Annotated in this window: 21 protein-coding genes and 3 tRNA genes; 2 read left to right on the forward strand and 22 right to left on the reverse strand. The window is 50.4% G+C overall.

Annotated features, from left to right (window positions below):
- Window positions 1-163: 163 nt before the first annotated feature.
- The 4 genes from E3J62_11790 to E3J62_11805 form a co-directional block, all read right to left on the reverse strand.
- Window positions 164-237: transfer RNA gene (locus E3J62_11790), tRNA-Gly, on the reverse strand.
- 163 nt (window positions 238-400) lie between these two features.
- Window positions 401-482: transfer RNA gene (locus E3J62_11795), tRNA-Tyr, on the reverse strand.
- A 193-nt stretch (window positions 483-675) separates the two neighbouring features.
- Window positions 676-747 (reverse strand) — tRNA-Thr (locus E3J62_11800).
- 435 nt (window positions 748-1,182) lie between these two features.
- A complete protein-coding gene (locus E3J62_11805) occupies window positions 1,183-3,039 on the reverse strand; it encodes a phospholipid carrier-dependent glycosyltransferase (protein TET43893.1) in 1,857 nt (618 codons plus the stop codon).
- 128 nt (window positions 3,040-3,167) lie between these two features.
- Between E3J62_11805 and E3J62_11810 the strand changes: the two genes are divergently transcribed.
- Complete coding sequence (locus E3J62_11810; GenBank protein TET43894.1) at window positions 3,168-4,484, forward strand: flippase; 1,317 nt, start codon at window positions 3,168-3,170, stop codon at window positions 4,482-4,484.
- A gap of 110 nt (window positions 4,485-4,594) precedes the next feature.
- Entirely contained in the window at window positions 4,595-5,665 is a 1,071-nt protein-coding gene (locus E3J62_11815; protein ID TET43895.1) for a glycosyltransferase, read from the forward strand.
- A gap of 100 nt (window positions 5,666-5,765) precedes the next feature.
- Here the strand turns inward: E3J62_11815 and E3J62_11820 are convergent, their stop codons facing one another.
- From E3J62_11820 to E3J62_11905, 18 genes are all read right to left on the reverse strand, one after another.
- Entirely contained in the window at window positions 5,766-6,287 is a 522-nt protein-coding gene (locus E3J62_11820; protein TET43896.1) for a hypothetical protein, read from the reverse strand.
- Between the two features lie 310 nt (window positions 6,288-6,597).
- Complete coding sequence (locus E3J62_11825; GenBank protein TET43897.1) at window positions 6,598-7,131, reverse strand: hypothetical protein; 534 nt, start codon at window positions 7,129-7,131, stop codon at window positions 6,598-6,600.
- 303 nt (window positions 7,132-7,434) lie between these two features.
- Window positions 7,435-7,947, reverse strand: a complete 513-nt coding sequence (locus E3J62_11830; protein TET43898.1) for a hypothetical protein — start codon at window positions 7,945-7,947, stop codon at window positions 7,435-7,437.
- 174 nt (window positions 7,948-8,121) lie between these two features.
- Window positions 8,122-8,520: a hypothetical protein gene (locus E3J62_11835; GenBank protein TET43899.1), complete on the reverse strand. Its 399-nt coding sequence runs from the start codon at window positions 8,518-8,520 to the stop codon at window positions 8,122-8,124.
- Window positions 8,521-8,992: 472 nt separating this feature from the next.
- Entirely contained in the window at window positions 8,993-9,400 is a 408-nt protein-coding gene (locus tag E3J62_11840; protein ID TET43900.1) for a hypothetical protein, read from the reverse strand.
- 132 nt (window positions 9,401-9,532) lie between these two features.
- A complete protein-coding gene (locus tag E3J62_11845) occupies window positions 9,533-9,880 on the reverse strand; it encodes a DUF86 domain-containing protein (protein ID TET43901.1) in 348 nt (115 codons plus the stop codon).
- Window positions 9,864-10,145 (reverse strand): nucleotidyltransferase, encoded by a 282-nt coding sequence (locus tag E3J62_11850; protein ID TET43937.1) that lies wholly within the window; start codon window positions 10,143-10,145, stop codon window positions 9,864-9,866. Before E3J62_11850 ends, E3J62_11845 begins: the two co-directional genes overlap by 17 nt.
- 106 nt (window positions 10,146-10,251) lie before the next feature.
- On the reverse strand, window positions 10,252-10,581 hold the full coding sequence (locus tag E3J62_11855; protein TET43902.1) for a hypothetical protein: 330 nt from the start codon (window positions 10,579-10,581) through the stop codon (window positions 10,252-10,254).
- The gene (locus E3J62_11860) at window positions 10,436-11,449 is read right to left on the reverse strand and encodes a glycosyltransferase (protein ID TET43903.1); all 1,014 of its coding nucleotides are present in this window, start codon (window positions 11,447-11,449) and stop codon (window positions 10,436-10,438) included. The genes E3J62_11855 and E3J62_11860 overlap by 146 nt, the downstream gene beginning before the upstream one ends.
- The gene (locus E3J62_11865; GenBank protein ID TET43904.1) at window positions 11,446-12,618 is read right to left on the reverse strand and encodes a glycosyltransferase family 1 protein; all 1,173 of its coding nucleotides are present in this window, start codon (window positions 12,616-12,618) and stop codon (window positions 11,446-11,448) included. The genes E3J62_11860 and E3J62_11865 overlap by 4 nt, the downstream gene beginning before the upstream one ends.
- Entirely contained in the window at window positions 12,618-13,826 is a 1,209-nt protein-coding gene (locus E3J62_11870; GenBank protein ID TET43905.1) for a DegT/DnrJ/EryC1/StrS family aminotransferase, read from the reverse strand. Before E3J62_11870 ends, E3J62_11865 begins: the two co-directional genes overlap by 1 nt.
- Window positions 13,823-14,773, reverse strand: a complete 951-nt coding sequence (locus E3J62_11875) for a glycosyltransferase family 2 protein (GenBank protein ID TET43906.1) — start codon at window positions 14,771-14,773, stop codon at window positions 13,823-13,825. Before E3J62_11875 ends, E3J62_11870 begins: the two co-directional genes overlap by 4 nt.
- Before the next feature lie 9 nt (window positions 14,774-14,782).
- Window positions 14,783-16,087 carry an FAD-binding protein gene (locus tag E3J62_11880; GenBank protein ID TET43907.1) on the reverse strand — a complete coding sequence of 435 codons (1,305 nt, stop codon included), beginning with the start codon at window positions 16,085-16,087 and terminating at the stop codon, window positions 14,783-14,785.
- A 20-nt stretch (window positions 16,088-16,107) separates the two neighbouring features.
- Window positions 16,108-17,115 (reverse strand): undecaprenyl/decaprenyl-phosphate alpha-N-acetylglucosaminyl 1-phosphate transferase, encoded by a 1,008-nt coding sequence (locus tag E3J62_11885; protein ID TET43908.1) that lies wholly within the window; start codon window positions 17,113-17,115, stop codon window positions 16,108-16,110.
- The gene (locus tag E3J62_11890; protein TET43909.1) at window positions 17,115-18,104 is read right to left on the reverse strand and encodes a glycosyltransferase family 2 protein; all 990 of its coding nucleotides are present in this window, start codon (window positions 18,102-18,104) and stop codon (window positions 17,115-17,117) included. The genes E3J62_11885 and E3J62_11890 overlap by 1 nt, the downstream gene beginning before the upstream one ends.
- 70 nt (window positions 18,105-18,174) lie before the next feature.
- Window positions 18,175-19,290, reverse strand: a complete 1,116-nt coding sequence (locus tag E3J62_11895; GenBank protein ID TET43910.1) for a glycosyltransferase family 1 protein — start codon at window positions 19,288-19,290, stop codon at window positions 18,175-18,177.
- A gap of 33 nt (window positions 19,291-19,323) precedes the next feature.
- Window positions 19,324-20,466, reverse strand: coding sequence for a glycosyltransferase family 1 protein (locus E3J62_11900; protein ID TET43911.1), 1,143 nt, complete (start codon window positions 20,464-20,466; stop codon window positions 19,324-19,326).
- The gene (locus E3J62_11905) at window positions 20,457-21,641 is read right to left on the reverse strand and encodes a glycosyltransferase family 1 protein (protein ID TET43912.1); all 1,185 of its coding nucleotides are present in this window, start codon (window positions 21,639-21,641) and stop codon (window positions 20,457-20,459) included. Before E3J62_11905 ends, E3J62_11900 begins: the two co-directional genes overlap by 10 nt.
- Window positions 21,642-21,644: the final 3 nt, after the last annotated feature.

Consider the following 21,644-nt stretch of genomic DNA (forward strand, 5'->3'; position numbering starts at 1 on the left):
TGGGGGTCTGGGCTGTGGTGGCTTGAACATTTGAACGGGGGGGTGGTTGGCGGAGTGGTGGTGCGGTGGTTGAACAGGGCCGGGGGTCTGGGTGTGTGGTGGTTGAATAGGGTCGGGCGGCGTGGTTGGGCTGGTTGAACGGGGCTGTGCGGGGGGAGGGGAAAGCGGGAGACGGGATTCGAACCCGCGACCGTCTGCTTGGAAGGCAGACGCTCTACCAGTCTGAGCTACTCCCGCACCGTTACTGACGACAATCGAAAATCGAAGATCGAAAACGAAAGAACGAAGGATAGAGAACGAAAAACGAGAAGACGTTTATGGTGACTAGCTATCAGTTGCCTAACACGAAGACCATGTCACAAGCTTACAGCGTACAGCGCACAGAGTACAGCACTTAGTGTGGGCAGGGAAGGATTCGAACCTCCGTAGGCTTTGCCAGCAGATTTACAGTCTGCCCCCTTTGGCCACTCGGGTACCTGCCCCCCTAAACACGAAGAGACGAAAATCGAAAACGAAATAGGTCCGACCCATCATAGATGGGGCGAGGCATATTTCGTCCTGAGCGAAGTCGAGAGCGCAGCGAGCGACGCAGTCGAAGGATCTCGCTCAGAACTCGTGTACAAAACGCGGAAATCAAGGAGCGAAAATCCAAAAACACCCTCCATTCAGTTCCTGAGCTGGCGGAGGGAATCGAACCCCCGACAGGCTGATTACAAATCAGCTACTCTACCTCTGAGTTACGCCAGCAACCACCGAGGATGATACAAAACTCCCCCGTGATTGTCAACAAGACTCGCTGTGCTAGATACACTTCCCTTCCCCACCTCCCAACCCGGTTCAATCACCGCACCACCACTCCGCCAACCACCCCCCGTTCAAATGTTCAAGCCACCACAGCCCAGACCCCCAGCCCCGTTCAACCACCACACACCCACGCCGCCCAGCCCGGTTCAACCACCCAAGCCCTCTACACAACCCGGTTCAAATGTTCCAACCACCGCACCCACTCCACTGCCCTGTTCAACGACCACACCACCACTCCACACACCTTGTTCAAGGGTTCAACTAGCCCAACCACGCCGCACAACCCCTGTTCAAGAGTTCAACGACCCAAGCCCTCTACACAGCCCGGTTCAATTGTTCAAGGGTTGAACGCCCACTGCACGGCGTGAGTCGTAGGGTTTAGTATTGGATATGCAGGAGGTAGGAATCCTCATGTTTGAAAAGCACCTTCAGGTGTTTGGCTGTAAACAGGTCAAAAAGCTTCTTCTGCTCTGAATTGTCCCAATTGAAATAGTCGAACATATCATTCAGCCTGTAGGCCTCCGTGCTATTGTACAAAATGTCTGTAATCCCTTCTTGCTTCAACTGCGTCAGCAGGTCATCCACAGTCTCTGACCGTTTCATCATCTCCACTATGATCGTCTTATCGTATGCGGAGTTAGCCTCGTAGTTCCTCTTCATGTAGTATGTTCTCGCCTCACCGACAAAAAGGACCTTTGCGTCTCCTGGAAGACTCGCGTTGGCAAACTGCATGACTGGATAGTGCTCAAGCCGCTCGGTAAGGTATTCTTCCTTAGTCTCTCTGCCGAAGACGACCGCACCGGGATCAAAAAGGTCTGTTGTCAGATTCAGGGTAAAGACTATGTTGTAAAGAAGACTTGCCCCCAACACTGGCCAGATCACCCATGCAAGGGATCTTTTCCTCAGATATCTGTCGCAGCAATACCCTATCCACAGAGACAGCAGTGCGATTCCTGCCAGATAGTATCTTGTATTTATTATGGTCGCGGCCCAGAAAAAGAAGAGTATTGCGGCAAAGCCGAGCAAGTATCTCACATCCCTGTTCACCTTCCTCACAAAAAGGAATGGAATCAGGAATATGAGGAAGAGTGGACCTATCTGTGAGGCTGAGCCGAAGTTTTTGTGCCTGAAGGTCATGTCCCAGGGGAGTCTAAGGAAATGGACAGGATGAAGAGCAGTCTTTCCAGAAGTAAAACCGATACTCACCTTTTGATATTCACCCACCCCAAATATGTTACTGAGTGCGGGATAGACAGGGTTGCCGGTATAGATGAGACTCTTGATGAACCAGGGAGATGATACAAGAAGGGCAAAAATCCCGAAGAAGATTACGGATTTCAAGATGAGAGCCAGACCTCTTTTGTCAAAAGCGAGTCGAAGGAGCACAAGAAGAAGGCAGGCAACGAAAAAGTACAGTCCTGTATATTTGGTGCCCATGGCAAAACCGCAGAGGACCGCAGAAAGGAAGAGCCACTTGCTCTCTTTTTCGTTGAACCACATGAAGAGCGCAAATATTGACGTTATTTCAAAAAGGAGAAGACCTAGATCGTGCGTCGCCATTCCGGATAGTATGCCCACGGAAGGAACAAGATAGAACACTGTCGAGCCGATTGCAGCGGCCCTCCTGTTTACGAATCTCCTGCCAATTGAAAAGACAACGAGTGCTGAGGTTATGCCAAAAAGCAAGTTTATCAGCTTAGCTATCTGGTCTCCATCGAGCAGCAGCATGGAGAAGGTATAAACCGCCTCCACATTCAGCGGGTAGTTAGTGTAAACATTGTATGGCCTGAACTGGATGGCGTGATTCATTATTGACCAGTTCGAGTGAGCAAGGTGCGCCGTAAGGGTGTCATAGAAAACAGGCGGAGATAGAGCACTTACCAGGTTAAACAGGCCGGCCAAAACAGCGACCATCACCATCAGGAAAGAAGAAAACTCTCTTGCCCTTACAGTCCTTATCCAGTTGAAGAAGCTCTTTAGAAGCTCTACAACCTCTTTATAGGAGACGCCCAGAAGGGCTAGGAACACAATCCAGGCAATTGTGGGATAAAGGAGTCTGGCCAGCCCGAGAAATAGTGTCAAGATGGCGGTGAATCCCAGGCCAATTGCCCACCCAAATAGAAATGAAGAGAGATTGGCGACCTTTGCTAACCCGGCCCATTTCAGCAATCTGAGCCCGAATGCAGAAAGGACAAGGAAGATAATGAGCGAAAGAAGAACTTCTCCAAGTATCATAGAAGTTACCTGCTCTTTCCCGAACCGCCTCCATTCTAATTGGGGACATCTCCCCAGTCAAGCTGACAATTTCCACGCGTTTTTTGTACTTTGTACTTCGCACTTTGTACTTTATGCTTAGATGAGATATGTCTTCTACATCCTTTCTCTACAGAGGAAAATACGCTGTCCTGGACAGGGTCGTCTTCTCCCTGTTCACCCTCACCTATGTTTTCCTGAGTGCAAGACTTATCCCCAAGGAGCAGTATGGCCTACTGATGATTTCTCTCAGCATCGCAGCCTTCCTCAATCTGGCGAGCGAGGCCGGGGTTGGTAGTGCATTGATCAAGTATGGCTCTGAGGAAAGCGCAGACTTTGGGCGAGTTTTCTTTTCAGCCCTGACACTCAAGCTCATCTTTGTGATCGTCCTGTCAGTCCTGATAGTCTGTCTCTCTGGGCTTCTTGCACATCTGCTCAAGAACGAGGGCCTTATCATCACGCTGAGGTCACTTCCGCTCCTGGCGCTCGCGACCTCTCTGAACAACATAATCAGACAGGCGATGCAAGCCAAACAGGCAGTGAAGAGATTATTCCTCGTTGACCTGACAGCACTCATAGTCCTGGCTCTTCTTTACGGTTCTTTGAGAATGGCCGGCAGACTCGACTCAGCGCTTACCGTAATCATTCTCGTTTCCTCATCGACTCTTGCGGCTGCCGTTTTCGGTGCCGTAACGTGGCTAACGAGGCAGAGGCTCGCGGTCAAGGTGAGTGGTAAGATGATGCTGCAACTAGTTAACTTCGGGAAGTACTCAAGCGCCTCGGAGTTGAGCACAGTCGTCTACTCGAGGATCGACACTATCATGATAGGCTATTTTCTCACCGCCATTGCTGCCGCCAAATACAACGCTGCCTGGGTCCTGAGCTATGGAGTCAATCTGTTCTTGGGTGCAATATCACTACTTGCATTCCCGGCTTCTTCACGAGCTCATTCTGTGGGAGACAAACAGACTCTGAAGAAAATATATGAGAAGACGACAGGTGTGGCTCTCAGCTTCACAGTTCCACTGTCGATCATTCTGGTCGTCTTTGCCGATCAGATAATAGCACTCCTTTACTCGAACAGATTCCCTGAAGCCGCGATAGTGCTGAGGATTCTGGCGATATGGTGGCTGGTCAAGCCTTTCGGCAACATGGCCGGCAACGTCTTTTATGGGATGGGCAAGCCAAAAGTCCTCGCAATGCTAACCTCTGCATGTGCTGTTCTGAACGTACTGGGAAACCTGACACTGATTCCCCGGTACGGCATTGTGGGTGCGGCATGGGCAAGCGTCATCTCTTTCAGCATAAGTACATTCGCTGCCTACTTGCTCATGCGGAGGTGGCTCAAGGTCAGCATCAAGGGCATCGCCGCCGGTCTTGGAAGTGTATTCACACGAAAACGAAAAGTTGAGAGGATGAGTGGATGAGGATATGCTACTTCGGTTGCTATGACCCTGACTATCCCAGGAACAGGGTCATACTCAAGGGCTTGAGAAAGGTAGGGGTGGATCTCGCCGAGTGACATGCGCCGACCCTGATGCCAAAGAGAAGGTTCGGGCCTTTGAGTCTGCTTTCCCTTGTGTTCAGACTGCCGAAGGCCGCGCTTCGTCTCAAACACATCCACGATTCAATTGGCATCTATGAGGCTATGCTCGTCGGCTATCCGGGAGACTGGGCTAATTACCTGGTCATTCCTTTAGGAAAACTCCTGTCCGGCAGAAGAAAGGTTCCTCTCATTCTTGACCAGTTCATCTCGCTGCACGAAAGCTATGTACATGACAAGGGAATGATAAGAGAGGGTTCACTGTTAGCTCTCTGCTGTCGGATCACAGATCATATGTCTTCACGGTTTGCGAGTCTTGTTCTTCTCGACACAGAAGAGCACATCAGCCTGTTCAGACAAAGACTGGATCTAACCGTGACCGAGTTCAGAAGGATCTTTGTGGGCACAGATGAGGACGTTTTCTATCCAAGGAAGAGTGAAGGTAAGACTTCGCAATTCACCGTACTCTTCTATGGTTCGATGATTCCGCTTCAGGGTGTGGAGTTCATCATTCGAGCTGGGGCCCTGCTGAGGGATGAGCAGATCGAATTCAAGATTATCGGGCCGCGAGCCTCCACTGGATTCGCCCAGGCACGTACCCTTGCAGATCAGCTCAAGGCCGACAACATAAGATTTCAGGACGGCCTACCGTATGGAACTCTGCCCGATCTAATCGCGGAGGCGGATATCTGCCTCGGGATATTTGGCACGACTGAAAAGGCAAAATCGGTTATACCCAATAAGGCATTTGAAGCGATAGCAATGGCCAAGCCGCTGATCACGGGAGATTCCCCTGCCGCAAGAGAGGTTTTTACTTCAGGCCAAAATGTACTCCTGTGTCAAATGGGGTCACCAAAAGCTCTGGCAGATGCTATCCGCACCCTGATGAATGATGATGCACTCAGACAGAATATCGCCAAAGCAGGCTACAAGCTGTTCACTGAAAAATTCACAACAGAACGAATCGGCGCCGAAGTTCTCAAGTGCATAAGCGAAGCGATGTCAAAAGTCCAAAAGTCCATGCCTGTCCCCAATGCCGATATGGCGTCGAGGCCTGCAAATTGAATCTCCCACAGCAGAGGAGACCAGAAGCTCACGCCTGCTTCGTACTTAGCACCACGCTATGCATTCCCAAAACCTCTTACCCCCAATGCGTCCTCTGCGGCTATCTTTCAGAAGTCAGGACTGAATCCAGCAGCCCATTGCGCCCAGCACCATAGACCTTATATTGACCCGCGACCTTGCCCCTTACTTCTAAAGGGACATAGAATACTATGCCTTTACTATCCGGCGACCATGTTGGCGGGTCCAGATCTGACATGTCCACTGCCACACCGGACTCAGCGTATGGATTTCTGTATCCTCTGGGAAGGATCGCAGGGCCTGTAGAACCAATGTCAGTCATTCTGACGCGATCCATGCCTTTAGCGCCTGCTATTGAGGATTGATCATCAGAAGATTTCCCCAAATCTTCCAGCACTTCCTTAACAGTCGTGTTAATGTGAGCTGGATAGGATCCTCTGGATCTGTCCGAGAAGTCTTCGGCTACTAGCTGCAGCACATACATGTTACCTATTACTCTCGGACCCCTAGGGCGAGTCCGCATCTCGTAGACGCCCGCCGCGATGGCAAGGAACACGGCTGCTGGAAAGACAACCTTGAATATAAACTCTTTTCTTCGATTCATTGACATCTCCTCAGTCCGCCAGCTTCACGGCGGTGTTCCCCTTAGGTACAAGGGTTGTGTCGCCCAACCATTCCACGAATTCTCCAATCGTCATTCCACTCATTGATGCCAACCACAACTTCCAAGCAACTATTACGGCATATCCCTCGTTGATACGGCGAGTCAAGCCCAGCGTACAGTCAGCCCTCCAGTCTGATAGTTCGGATCTTGGCTCGCTCCCTGACACTATGACAGTTCTATTCCGCTTGGAGACAGGCACGATCCGGCTGACGTACTTGGAAGGAAAATCATCGCAAATCTCTATCGTCGCTTATTCGCTAGAAGATAGAACCAAATCGACCAACCCTTCTCGACCTAAGCCGTAAATTTTGTACCCCGTGGCCAGCTTGCCCTTTACACCCAAAGGAACATAAAATACCATCCCCGCACTTTCCGGCGTCCATACGGGAGGAGGCACAGCCAAGGTAGCCACGACTGGACTCGAGTCATTGTATGGATTTCTGAATGCGTCCGGAAGCAACGCAGGTCCCACTGAACCTACCTTGCCCCTGCTAACGGGGTCGAGCCCCCGAGCACCCGCTATGGAGGACTCGTCGTCGGAGGGCCTTCCCAAATCCCCCAGAACCTCCTTGACTGACGTGTTGATGCTAGCCGGATAGACTCCTCCCGTTTCTCGAGAAAAATCTTTGGCTGCCAACCTCAAGGTATACATATTGTCTTTTGCGGCGAGCCCCGGCCGCCGCAGGATCAGGTGAGGACTGAACACCACAAGCCCCCCCACAATGACTACTAGACCAAACACCGCAATTACAGCCAAGCGTAAAAGCCTTTTTGTACACTTCATCGGTCTTCCCTTAAGTACTCAGGAATCATTGCACACCGTCCTCAATCGCCTGCTCTTGACCGAGACATTGTGAAGTAACACCGCCGACGCTAAATAGCAAAATAGCTATTCCCGACAAAACTCTTTTCATCACACCCTCCGATGCAAGAGTGCCAATTTGTAAGGCATCCCTACCCTTCGTTTTCCAATCTTTGTTAAGGGCTCCAAGAACTCATCGTCTCCTTCAGATCTTCCTCCATATGCAACCCGATGCACAAAGGATTTCACGACCAATGATGGGGCTTGACCGATCGTAACTGCAAGCTACTCTTCACTAGATAGAACCAGACCAAGCAACCCATCTTTCCCGGCACCGTAAATCCTGTATCCGGTAGCCGTCTTGCCTTTGATTCCCTTAGGGGCATAGAAAACGGTCCCCGAGACCCGAGAAGACCAAGTAGGAGGATCAGTCAACGACATAGTGAGCGCCTCTGTTCGCCGAGAGAACGGGTTTCTGAAAGAGACCAGCAGCGCAGGTCCCGTGGACCCTATCTCAGTTCCTCTAACAGAATTGATTCCCTTCGCCCCAGCAATTGAGTATTCGTTGTCGGAAGTGTCCCCCAAGTCATCGAGAGCTTCCTTGACCGTGGTGTTAATGTCAGCGGGGCAATACCCCCCGGTCCACATCCTGAAGCCCTCGACTGCTGACTGCACCTCAAACATATTGGATTTTAGACTGATTAACCTAGGTCTCCTCACATTGATAAACCCAACAATACTAATGCACACGAGCAGTGCAGCAACGAATGATATTGTTAGTACTCTTGTTAAGTTCATTCGCTTTCTCCTTGCCCTAGTCTACTAACCTTACACCACCATCCCCATGAACCACGAGTGTTGTGTCACCCAGTGAATCGACGATGGCTCCGATGGTCATGCCACTTTCCGCCAAGTGCCAGTATACTCAGACGTACTGTCAAAATGTCAAGCACGGAGCAAACGTCTAGATGGTTAGATTCTCAAACCCGCAAACGACATCAACAGACATAGAACATAGCCCAAAACGAAGAAACACATCATTAGCAGTTCAATGGCAACTACTGAAAGATGGGCAAGGCTGAAATCCTCGTCGGAGTTGCCTCTGTATTGTCTGCTCACAAGGACAAAAAGAAAGACATTTGTCGCTGTGAGGAGACCAAGGAAACTAAACTGTATCTTCAGGGGCGAGAATACGACTGGCGGTGGCCCGAAGGTCCATAGCTGACGCTCCGAGAATGTCAACCGAAGCACTATCCTCCTTTGGACAAAAGAAGCACTCGACGAGAGCCATAATCCGAAACTAATTACAACAATGACTAGCACGTAGAGCATTGCTGAACTCAGAAACACCCTTCTTCTTCCTGACTTCAAATCTGCCTCACATTTAAAACGGTGATAACAGCACAGCTAATTGCTCTGGCATAGTCTGCACGATCTTCCCGAGGCCTATCTTCCTATAGAAAGGCGCTACACCAAGAAAAAACTAACCACCAAATCACGGGGCAGATAACAAGTAACTGAATTACGATCAATCGCATATGGACTATACGACCATTGCCGTTTACGCGTCTCTTGCATCGCCTGTTTATGAAGAAATAAGCTAGAATATTAACAAGCGCGAGCCCCAAAGAGCAGGCCACGACCACGGTGTGCCTGGCGGCGATCCGAAAAATGATGGGATAACATGCGTGAGGCCCCTGAAACCATCGTATGATACTCTCGGCGCTTATACTCCCTGCACTAAGGAACACTGCGAGAGAACCATACAAGAATATTATAAGCGCATAATACAATTCAATCGGCAAAGATGTTAACATCGGACTGTCTGACTCCATATGTACTCCTATTCGATCCTATACAGTTTCTCCTGAATCATTCTTCCCCGTAGAAGGGATCTAGCGGATCTAGGCTCGGTGCCCTCCGAATACTCCCTTCGGATTCCCTCAGCACAGGCTCCGGATCCATGACTTGACACTATGACAGTTGACATTCCCCCCCTCTTTCCCTTTGCTCGTGCTTGTGATGCATTCCTCTTTGAAATGGTACCTGTCAGGCCATTTGTATACGCTCCAAGAATCTGCCCTGACTGGTTTGTTTCCATTAAGACGCCCGCACCATCATAGATGAAATTCACGACGCCGTCACTATCCACCTTTTTCATCCTCTGGTCAAGAGCGTTGTAGGCAAAGCTGTTCGCCAGAGTATCGCCGGGAAAGTCTACGATCGTCCACCTGTTCCTTTTGTCGTACACAAAGAAGGCGGTATCCGAACCCTCTACCTTCGAGATTTGATTCCCATTTGAATCATATCCAAAGCTGACGCCACCGGCGCTCAGAAGCCTGTTGTTCGAGTCATAGGAATAGGTCGTTTAGTCTGATTCGCGCTAGCGCCCGGGCATTTGTGAGAGAAGGTCGGATATCTTCTCTTTCAACTCTGGAATCTTTTTCTCGACAACATCCCAAACCACAACTGTATCAATCCCAAAGTAGGCATGTATCAATATATCTCTCAGACCTGCAAGCTTCCGCCACTCCACATCCGGGCTCTTCTTTCTGACATCCTCAGGAATGTTTTCCGAAGCTTCCCCCAAAAGTTCAAGGTTCCTCACGATAGCATCTTGCACCAGCTCGTCTTTCACAAAATCGTCGTAGGAAAGGCCTTTCCTATACTTTTCTATCTTTCGGATTGCTTCGAGGATATCTCTAAGGTAGGCCCTATAGTCCCGAGGCATATCTCACGCTCCCAAGGATATGTTCTCTCAGTTCTGCCTTTACAGCCTCGGCTATGACCAGATCGACCTCACGCTCGAATAGGTCCTCCAAAAAGAATTTCAAATCCATGTAGTTATCAAATGTCTTTTTCCCCGGCTCGAATTCGACGAGAATGTCTATGTCACTTTCGGGCGCCTCGTCCTTCCTGTCAAAGGAGCCGAACAGACCTATCCTCTTGACGCCGTACTGTCTTATTCTGGCTATGCTGACCTGCATTCTTCTCATGACGTCTTCGGCTCTCAACACGGCCTACCCCCTGTAGTCATTCGCTGCTCCATCCGCCTATGGCTAGTTTACTCTCTCCACCTCAGACCGTCAAGTCGGCAAAAGTTTATACGTGCCTGCCCCGTTTCTCGCAAAGCGAGATACACGGGGTCACCAGGGTTTTCTTTCGTACCTCGAAATTCGTACTTCGTACTTCCTCACAGAGGTTCATTACCCGCCGGGCGACGGCGGACCAACTGCAATTTTCTCTCACATACGCCTGACCCCTGAGGGCCATCTCTTTCGTCTTCTCAGGAGCTTTCAAAAGATGAACCGCCGCTTTTGCCAATTCTACGGGATCCTCGGGTGTTACCAGGATACCCAGTTTCTTTTCTTCTATGAACTCGAGCCCTGGTATGCGTGAGGCGATCACTGACAAACGGTGCCAGGCACACATCCGATACTGCTATCAATAGCGGTACGCCGGTGTACGGCACTGTACCGGGGAAACCAAACACAGCAAACAGACCTCTCTTCTTTGCAGCCTCTTTCAAGTCTGAAAGCCCTTCACCCCCTCCCACAATCAGTACTTTGATCTCTCCCAGCTCGTCACTTATGAGGGGCGCAGCATCAATCAGAATGTCCAGCCCCTGCCAGGGCCGTACGGCTCCTACATAGCAGAGCACTGGCACATTAAGATGAAAGACACCTAACCTCTTCTTCTCGCTCTCAATGTCAGACTCTTCTATGTTGCTGCTGAACATATCTGTATTTACACCATTCTCAATCAAGACAATCTTTGAACGAGGGCAGCCCCGCTTGAGCAGAACATCCATCACACCTTTAGAGACCGCGACGATCCTGTCTGCCCCCGCCATTGCCAAAGCCTCCAACATCCGAATGACAGGCAGAAGAAACACGTTGAACGGGTGCGGCTTCTGTGCTCTTTCCTGGCTTGCGATTCCGTTCACCTCCCACACCATCTTCTTGGAAAAGAGCATCTTGGGCCCCAGTCCGAGCATGCAAAAAAGATAATCTCTCATGTACAGGACGTCGCACTGCGAACTCATAAACGTGACACGTACCCTCGCCCTCAAGGCAGAGAAGCAGAAGAGAGCCAGGCGCAACAGCATTGTCCTGGCGCCTGCGTAGGCGCCGGTATTGTAGAAATCTGGCTCAACCGTTCTTTTGCTGGAGTGTACCACTACTATGACCTTGCACCCCAGTCCTCTCAGGTTTCTGGTCAGCTCAAGCGCGTGTACGCCGTCGCCTTTGTTTGCCGAGATGTTCACAAATCCACCAAATAGAATGGTCAGCTTCTTCATCGTTCTTTACCGAGACTCAAATAAACTGAGTGCGTATCCGATGCAATTGCACCCCAGGAGTGAGTGGACTCAACAAGTTCGTGGGAGGCCGCACCCATCTTCTCCATCAGGTCCGGCTTCCCCAGCAATTCAATGATGCTACCGGCCAGTTCATCCACGCGTTCGGGAGAGACAAGATATCCCGTCTCCCCATGCTTGAGCAATTCAGGAATCCCTCCCACTCTGGACGCAACAACAGGTCTTCCCGTGGCCATCGCCTCGGGCAACACCGTCGGAAGGCCTTCAGAAAGAGACGGCATCACCACCAGGTCACACCATGCATACATCTCAGAAAGTTCCGAGTGTGGGCTTTCTCCAGCAAATTCCACACGCTCTCGGAGGTCCAGCTCATTGGTGAGAGTCTCCAGGTCGCTTCTCAAAGGTCCATCTCCCACCAAGCGCAGGCTGGCGTCCGGATAGGCTGATACCACCTTCTTCATCGCATGAATAAGGTAGTCTACTCCTTTCTCTTCGGTCATCCTTCCCACCCACAGAAGCCTCCGTGTGTTTGAGGCTTTCCGCACAAATGGAAAATCGCTCAGCTCAACACCGTTGTGGATAGTTCTGACGGCGGTATCCACCTTTGGTTCGAACTCCAGGACATGAGCCTTGAGAGCATCACTCACTGTTATTATCCGATCGGCAGAGGTTAGGGAAAACCTCGATCCAATCCTCTTCACGGCTCCGCCCTCCAGCAATTTTCCATCGCTTCCATGTACGGTGAGGACCATGGGAATATCTAACCTCCTTGACACGAGTGAAGCAACAACACCGGTCGGTATCCAGTGGGCGTGGACGATGTCGCACCTGGATGCGACTGCCAATGCAGCTCTCAACATGGAGACCATGAACTGAACTAACTCAAGTCTGGCCAGATTGCTGGTTCTCAGTTTGTAGGGGATCCCTCCGTCATAGGCAACGACCTGAAGCCTCGCCGGAATAGCATATTTGAATCTGCTTATGGATATGCCGGGTCTGGTTTCATATCCTTGAGCTTCCCTGTGCCCAGGGGCCACCACTTCAATTCCGACGCCTCGTTTGGCCAGACATGTACAAAGTGATTCTATGAAATTGCCCGACAGGTCACCCGGCCATCTGGGGAAGGATGTTGTGAGCATGCAGACCTTCATCAATCTTCCCTGGCGTAGTAGCGAACAATCTTCTCAACCGCCTCAACGACACGGTCAGACTCCTCATCCGTGATTTTCGCTGAGAGGGGAAGTGAAACGGTCCTTTCAGAAACGAATTGGGCTTCAGAAAATTGCTCCGGGGCGAAGTTGTATTTTTCTCTATAATATGAGTGCGTGTGCAGAGACGTGAAATGGACTCCCGTTCCAATGTTTTCTGCTTCCAGAGCCTCCGCAAACCTGTCCCTGTCTATCTTCAGAGATTCAAGCTGCAGAAGCACAATGTAGATGCACCTTGCGTGCCGCATCCCCTCTTTGTCTCCTGCGTCCAGGACTGTTAACTGTTCCAGATTTTTGAAGGCATCATCGTACTTCTTGAACAGCCGCGCCCTCTTAGCCAGATTCTCCTCGAGTCTCCTCAGCTGGTGGATGCCTATGGCTGCCTGCACATCCCACATGTTGAATTTGTAACCTGGTTCGACAGTCTCATACCTTGAATAGCCTCCGGCGGTATATCTCTTCCATGCGTCTTTGCTGATCCCATGGAGTCTTAAGATACGTATCCTTTCTGCCCAATCATCATTGTTTGTGGTGAGCATACCACCCTCGCCAATTGCCAGAGTCTTCGTAGCATAGAAAGAGAATGCTGAAGAATCACCCAGGCTTCCAACGCTCTTACTCTTATACCTTGTCTCTATTGCGTGGGCTGCATCGTTTATGACAAAAAGGCCATTCTCTTCTGCAATTTGAAGTATCGAGTCCATCTCGCAGGGCCGCCCAGCCATGTGCACAGGAATCACTGCTTTTGTCTTTTCCCCGATCGCTTCCTCCAGCTTGAAGGAATCCATGTTGAGCGTTTCTCTATCTATATCCACAAACACAGGTCTGGCACCGCAGTGCTCAATGACATTTGCAGTTGAACAGAACGTCATGGGTGAAGTGATAACCTCGTCACCTTCTCCCACCCCAGCAGCCTTGAGGGAGAGAAACAGGCCGGCCGTGCACGAGTTGAGACCTATGGCGTGCCGACTTCCTGTATATTCTGCAAACTCACTCTCAAACTTCTTGGTCTTCGGGCCCAAGCCTACCCAGCCGGATCGCAAGGTATCAGCAACCTCGTCAATCTCTTCATCTCCAAAGCAAGGACTCCCATAGACCAGAAACTCATCCTTTACGGGCCTCCCACCCTCAATCGCAGGTTTGTCTTTCATTTCAACCTCTTGTTGTAGTCCATGTCAAACCACATGGCAAAAAACAAGAACTGTAATCCTGAAATTATGAGCAAAGTGGAAAAAAGAGCACTGGTCGGTGCGACCGGACCTTTCAGAATTCTATACACCAGAAGATAAAGTCCAAAAAGAACTCCAGCAGGATAGAGTACCATCCCGGTGAGATAGAAGAAGACAAGGGGGTGGAAATCCCTTATGACATACTTCTCCTTCATCCTCCAGAAGAATCTCCTGGTGAGCAAAAGAGAAAGCCTGGGCACGACTTTCCACAGCCTTATACCGGATGATTCCCCGACGTTGTACACAGGTTTGACAGGTACATCCTTGACTCGGCAATTGTAAACGTTCAACACCACCAGCAGGTCATTTGGGAATCCGTATCGCTTGTATACTCCATCAAAGTTCATTCTCTTCAGCGCGACGAGAGATATTGAAGTATACCCGCACTGAAAGTCGGCCACATGCCAGTAGCCGGAAGCAATTTTTGTGAGAAGGGATAAGACAGAGTTGCCAAGATATCTTATTTTTGGAATTTCTTTCCATGCTTCTCCTGTGAACAACCTGTTTCCCTTCACGTAGTCGGCTTCCCCATTAACAATCGGCTCCAACAGGTGAGGAAGGTCCCCGGGATTCATCTGCGCATGTCCTGCCATAACTACACTCACGTCTATCCCGTGAGCCCTCGTCCACTCGTACCCCGTCACTATCGCTCCACCCACTCCGCGATTTTGCGAATGTCTGAGCAAGACTATTCTCTCTCCACCCTTTTTCTTGAAGTCTTCCACAATCAAGGCTGTCCCGTCCGTGCTTGCATCATCAACAACCACGATGTAATCGACAATCTCCGGCATTCCAGACAGGACCTTGCCTATCTGCGTTTCCTCATTGTAGGCTGGAACCACCACTCCAACGCTTTTGCCTTTGTACATGACCACTCCTCAATGGATGAAGCTTTCTGCCGCCTTGATCCCATCCCTTATGGAGTCTTCCATTGAGAGATATGACCAGGCACCAAACCTCCCGGCAGTCCTTATTCCGTTAGCCTCCAGGTATTCGTTGATAGCCTCGAGGCTTTTCTCCCGATTAGAATCATATATCACATATGCATACTTTATGTCCATAATCTTAACAACCTCAACATCCGACTCTGATACGGCAAACCCCATCTTGTTCATCCCGGAGAGAACTAGAGAAACGAGAGTCTCTTCATTCCATCGGTGGCTCCCCCTATAAGAGATCTCGGCGTATGCCGATGTCTTTCCCTGCGGAACGAGCAACGGTGAAAAGTTGTGGGGAAATCCTATCCGGTAAAACGGAATCTCTGGTTCTGGAACGTACACCCAATGTTTGTCTGTCAAATCTGCAACACTGAAACCTATATTCACATCCAGTACGGACGTGTGAATAAGCCTGGCGCAAGATCCCTTCATAGAGCGCGGAGCTGCACTGAGGCAAGAAGTCAGTTCGGGAAGAGGTATGGTGCTGATCAAACCCTTGTATGAACACGAACTTCCATCCTCGAAATCGACATACTTTGTCTCTAGATCAATTTTCACCACCTTCTTCTTACATGTCAGTCTGGTAAGCTTTGAGGCGATTGAGTTTACGACCACCTCAATTCCGCCCTTTTGCGGATAGAAGAACTGCACATTGTATCCCACTTCCTCAGTGCTGGGAGAGAAGGCACCGCTTATGATATCCACTGGATTCGTGTCAGGCACAAACCTCCCCATCCAGTCGCAGGTGAGCCTATCAGGCTCTGTCACCCACATCTTCCTGTTGTAAGGGATCATGAAGTGCCTGGCAATCCCATCTCCGAATGTGGAGATAGCCCAGGATTGGAAATCCCCTTTATGTTCCTTCCCCCTGTCTATGTCTGCCTCTACATAAGCCAGGACGCACTCCTTGATGATGCTATCCGGAAGACCATGAAGATTTCGCTGAAAAGGATATCTGGTGTAGGCACCATTTGAGTAAACCCATGCCCTTCTGTTATGTGCCACCAGGACTTCTTCCACCACTTCCTTCACAAACTTCTCAGTTTCTGCGTTAAGAAAATGCAAGAGATGACCGGCATAATCAAACGTGAAACCATCCGCCTTCTCAGACCTGCACAAACCACCCACTCTTTCCTCTGATTCAAACAGACAATAGTCCACGCCTTCCTGTTCCAGCCTGTAAGCTGCCGAAAGTCCTGTCATGCCTCCGCCCAGGATTACAACTCCGAATTCTTCACCATTCATAGTTCGACCTTGCTCACCACTTATGGTTCGACCTTGCTCAAAAGCCTTCCAGTCATTACGAAGATGAAAGCAGTCACTATGTACGTGAAGATTGCTCCAAAAAGACTTACAGTCGTCGCAATGTATGAGGCCTCGCAAAGAACGAGTGAAATGAGGCACACAATCACAACCACATGCTGGTCTCTAAGACCAATGGCTTTGAGACGGAGCGCAAAATGGTCGCGCGAACCCCTGAACGGGCTTTTCCTTTTTGCCATTCTCAATATGGATACGTAGAAAGTGTCATATATGGGAATTGCCAGTATCAGAAGCGGACTGAGCAAAGCAATGTTGTTCGTGGCTGTGTAACTTGTCGATATTGAAACGCCGGCAAGCATAAAACCCAGGAAGAGTGAGCCTGCATCCCCCATAAAGATTGACGCTGGATGCCAGTTGTATCCCACAAATCCGATGCAGGCCCCTGCCAGGGCAGCAGAGACAACAGCGGTCAGGAGGTCGCCAGTGGGAACAGCTATGAAGAAGAAGGTGGCAGAGGCAACGAAGGCAACACTGGCTGCCAGGCCATCCATTATGTCTATCAGGTTGAGTGCATTTGTTATTCCCACTATCCACAGGATGCTTAAGGCTACGTTCAAGGGAAACGAGAGGTAGACTATCTCTAGCCTCAGGCCCGATATGACCAGCACGACCGCTGCAACAAGCTGGCCAAACAGCTTCGTCCACACAGAAAGCCTCCTGTAATCATCGAGAACGCCCAGTCCACATACTATCGTGCCTCCCACAATCAATCCCAGGAGTTTGCTCTCTACCGACCTTCGGATGACCATCACACAGACCAGGCCAAGCATAAACGCCAAATAGATTGCTACCCCTCCAAGGTAGGGAGTAGGTTTTTTGTGCCTTTTCAGCCCGTCAGGCACGTCCACCACTCCGCTCTTCCTCGCGAGAACCCGCATGATGGGAGTAAACATGAGTGCTAGACCTGCGGAGACGAGAAACGAGAGTAGGTGAAGCACCTGGGGTTTCATCAGATGATCCCCTTTCTAATCATGTCGTAGCCAACAGTTCTTTTGGATTGGACCAACCTCCTCTTGTGAAGCGAGGCAAAAATCTCCCTTGCCATCCCTGGAAGCCTCAACATGAGCATGGGAGAGCTGAGAGCAGTGTAACACCACAGCAGAGCTTCAAAGGGCATGATGAAGAGCATGTCTGCCAGAAGGCTCTCCGGCGAGTCATTCTTGATCATTGTCATGTATCTGTTCTTGATTATATGGTACCTGGTCGCGGTAGACCTTCTCGCGAACTGCTTTGCGCTAAGCACGGAGAAAACTCTCCTCCCCGCGGGAGCAGTCGCTCCCCTCTGGTGATAGGCAACGGCCCCAGGCTCATATATACAGCTCCAGCCCAGAAGCTGCGCACGCCACCCCAGATCCAGATCTTCGTAAAAGGCGAAATAGTCTTCATCGAAGTATTGCCCATCGAGTGCCACCTGGTCAAGCATCTTCCTTCTGTAGAAGGCTACTGCACCGCACACAGAAAAGACAAACTCCCTTGCATCGTACTGCCCCCTATCCCTTCCGCCATATCCCCTTTCTCTTGGCCTTCGGTCTCTTCCAATAAACTGGCCGGCCGAATCGAGTGTCTTCCCGTCAAACCGCAGAATCTTCCCTGACAGCATGCCGCCCCGCGGGAAGTCGCCCATTGTTGTTACTGCCTTTTCAACGTAGTCCGCTTCAAGCCTTATGTCTGTGTTGAGACACAGGACAAACTCGCATTCCAGAGCATCTATACCCTGGTTGAGCGCTCTGCAATATCCGAGATTTCCATCATTCTCGATCAGGATGAGGTCTTTGTATCTTTCCTTGATCATCTGCACTGAACCATCTGTGGAGCCATTGTCAACTACCACCGTCCCTATATGATGATAGCTCTGCATCCTTATAGAGTCGAGGCAGGAACAGATGTCGTCAGCCCCATTCCAGTTCACCACAACTGCCGAAACGTCAGTGTCTCTCAATGCCTGATGGCTCCTTCTCTTGTCCGGACTTCTCCCAGCGTTGTCGAGAACTTCAAAAGAGACAGAAAGCTCAGCCTTCCGCGACCTCCTTGTAGACTTGCAACGTCTTTTCGGCCGTCTTTCTCCAGGAGAACTCCTTCACCTTTTCTAACCCCTTCGAAATGAGCTCGTCCCTCAATCCTGTGTCTTCAACCAGCAGACTCATAGCCTGGCCCATCTGTTCAACACTGTAAGGGTCTATCAGAAAAACAGCGTCTGCGAAGAGTTCTGATAGCGATGAGTTGTCTGAGGTTATCACGGGAGTTCCGCAGGCCATTGCCTCAAGCACAGGAAGCCCGAAGCCCTCGTACAAAGAAGGGTAGACAAAACATTCTGCACTATTGTAGATTAGAGGAAGCATGCTGTCCTCGACATAGCCCAGATGGATGACGCGACCATCGAGGCCGAGCTCCTCTATTAGCTTCTTCACATCAAGGTATGGCCACTCCACTTTTCCGATAAGAACAAGCTGGTAGTCGGGACTTTTCGCCGAGAATAACTTGAAGGCCTTCAACAACCTCTCGACATTCCTCCTCAGATGTATCACCCCTACATAAAGGAAGAATCTATCTTTGATCCCACATTCGGACCTTGCCCGCTCCAGAGCATCTCTCTTCGACATCACCCTGAACATTGGATCGGCAGCTTCGTAGATCACTTCGATTTTCTCCTCTGAGACCCTGTACATTCGCAGAATATCATTCTTCGTCGTCTTTGAACAGGCAATTATCCTGTCCGCGTGTCTGGCGGCAAATCTGCAAAATGGAATTTGCGCTATTTTCCCCTTGAGAGAAAACCATTCCGGATGAAGGCCAAACGTAATATCGTGTATAGTGACAACGGACCTGTGATTGACCACCAGGGGCATCGTGTAGAATGGAAAGTGGAAGACATCAACCCTGTGGGTGAGCAATTCAGGGGGCAGTCTCAGATGGAGCCAGGTGAAGTAGTTCTCGAGGAACGGGAGGTTTATCTTCTTTTCGCTGAAATTGGGCCGGCCAGCAACCCAACCCGCCTCCTCATGAAGGTACAGGATGTATTGGTTCTCCTCGTCAATTCCGGAGAGGTTCTCTAACAGGTTGTGCAGGTATCTGCCAACCCCCGCCCGCTTCCCAATCAGGGACCTTGCATCAATCCCAATTATCATACATGCCTCAGATCTTCTTTGAAAAACCTATCCTCAGTTTCTGACAACTCTGTCATACACATCCAGGGTAGCCCTCGCAGCTTTCTCCCAGGTAAAGGTGGATGCTCTTTTCCGTCCGGCCAGTTTCAGTCTCTCTCTCAACTCGTCATCAGAAATTAGCCTGTACAATCCCTCTGCCATGTCGTTTACATCCTCTGGATTGACAAGAAGCGCACTGTCCCCCGCAACGTCCGCCATTGCGCCCCTGTTCGAGGTGAGAACAGGCTTCCCGCAGGCCATTGCTTCGACGACCGGAAGGCCAAAGCCTTCGTAAAGAGAAGGATAGGCAACAACGCTTGCCAGATTGTACAGGTATGGCATCTCCTCATCGGGAACGTATCCCGTGAACATGACTGTTTCTTTTGATCTAGAGGTCTCCGCCAGGGCGAAAATCTCATCGTACATCCAGCCTTTCTTTCCGCACACTACCAACCTGTATTTATCGGTATGCCTCTCACACATGAGTTGGAATGCCTGGATCAATCTTACGTGGTTCTTTCTCGGCTCAAGAGTACCCACACATAGGACGAACTTCTCCGGTAACTTGTATCTCCGGCGCAGCGCTTCAAGAGACCCAGAATCGGTAATCGGTCTGAAGCTTTCCTCCACTCCATGCTCAATAATATGTATCCTCTCTTTGTCAAAACCATATACTTCAAGCAGATCACTGCGGGTAGTTCTTGAAACAGCTATTATGGAATCGACTTTCTCAACCACACATCTCATCTGTTTTTCCAAAAGCGCTCGCATCTCTTTGGTGAACATTTCAGGCCATAGCGCAAAACCAATGTCGTGTACGGTGACAATTGTTCTGGCGCTTTTCGATCTGAAAGGGTAAGGCTCTGGAAAATGGACCACGTCAAAGCTGCCAATGAGCCACTCGATTGGAATATTGAGACGGTTTGCCCAGAACCTGGTGACCTTGACGGGTATCGGAGCACTCATCACCTTGAAATTGGATGCTGCGGGAAATGATGCCATTGCAAGCTTCTTCGCATAATCTTTGAACAAGAAGCAGAAAAGGAGATACTTGTTCTCCCGGTCCAGTTCAGCAAGGCTTTTTACCAGATTGCGCGTGTACCGTCCTATGCCGACTCTTATCGGAAGTGCGGACTTATAGTCTATGCCTACTCGCATGTCTTCTCGTAAAGCTTCAAGAGCTTCTCTACATGGACTCCTCTGCCGAACCTTTCGGCGACTATAGATCTCCCTCTTTTGCCCATTGATTCCACCGTCTCCGGGGATTCCAGGAGTTGCTGTATGCGCGCGGCCAGAGCCTTCACATCTCCTCTGGGCACAAGGAAACCGACCTCACCGTCAACCAGCCAGTCACTTATTCCTCCAGAGTCGAATGCAACTACCGGGCGACCATGAGAAAGCGCCTCTATGCCTACAATGCCAAAAGGCTCGGGCCAGAGGGACGGGACGGCGACCAACCTGCAAGCCTCATAGAACGTCTTCAGTTCCCCGTGTCTCACCTGACCTGCAAAATGGACCCTGGAGGCCAACCCAAGCCTGGACACCCGCCGATCAAGTAGGCTCTCATATTGCTGCGACCCATTCCCTACGACAACCAGTTTCACATGGCCCGGCAGCAGGGAAAGCGAATCCAGCAGGATGTGCAAACCTTTTTCAGGGAGCAGCCTCCCCACATAAAGGATACTGTCACCGACCGATCCTGTCTCCACTGGCGGGTCTGTGAAGTATGGAAGGACATCCACCATCTTCTCGTTGAATCCGTTCTGCACGAGACACTCCTTCATGTACCTGCTGGCAACCATCAGTTTATCCAGCCTAATGTTGGCCCTTAGAGTTCGATGAAACGAGCGGTAGTCCCGCCACACACGCCACGGCTTCCTGGTGAAATACCCGTAACACATAAGTGGCACATAACTGTTGAGAAGGCATCTTATTCCAAAAGGACGTCCGCAGATTGAACCACTGAGGTAGTACTTGCCCCTGGGGCAGAAGAGCCTGTGGTCATGGAGATACCTGACCGTCGGGCGCATCCTCAGAAGCTGTTCTGTCACCCAACTATTATGGAGGTTGTGTATGTTTATCAGATCCGGATTTTCGCCCTCCACAACTCTTGCCACCTCAGCAATAACTTCGTCTTTTCTCTGAAATGACCACAGCGAAATACCAGGAATTCGATGAACGGCGTATTGCCGGTTCTCCCCGGAATTCCCGGACTCCTCGCAGAGGAGCGCAACATGGTGCCCTCTTTCGATCAGTTCATTCGATATTGAGCGGACATAGACTTCAGTCCCTCCCAGGTGGCCACAGAACTGGTTAACCTGAAGGATCCTCATCCC

It is taken from the genome of candidate division TA06 bacterium (genome assembly GCA_004376575.1).
GTDB lineage: Bacteria > Hydrothermota > DG-26 > E44-bin18 > E44-bin18 > E44-bin18.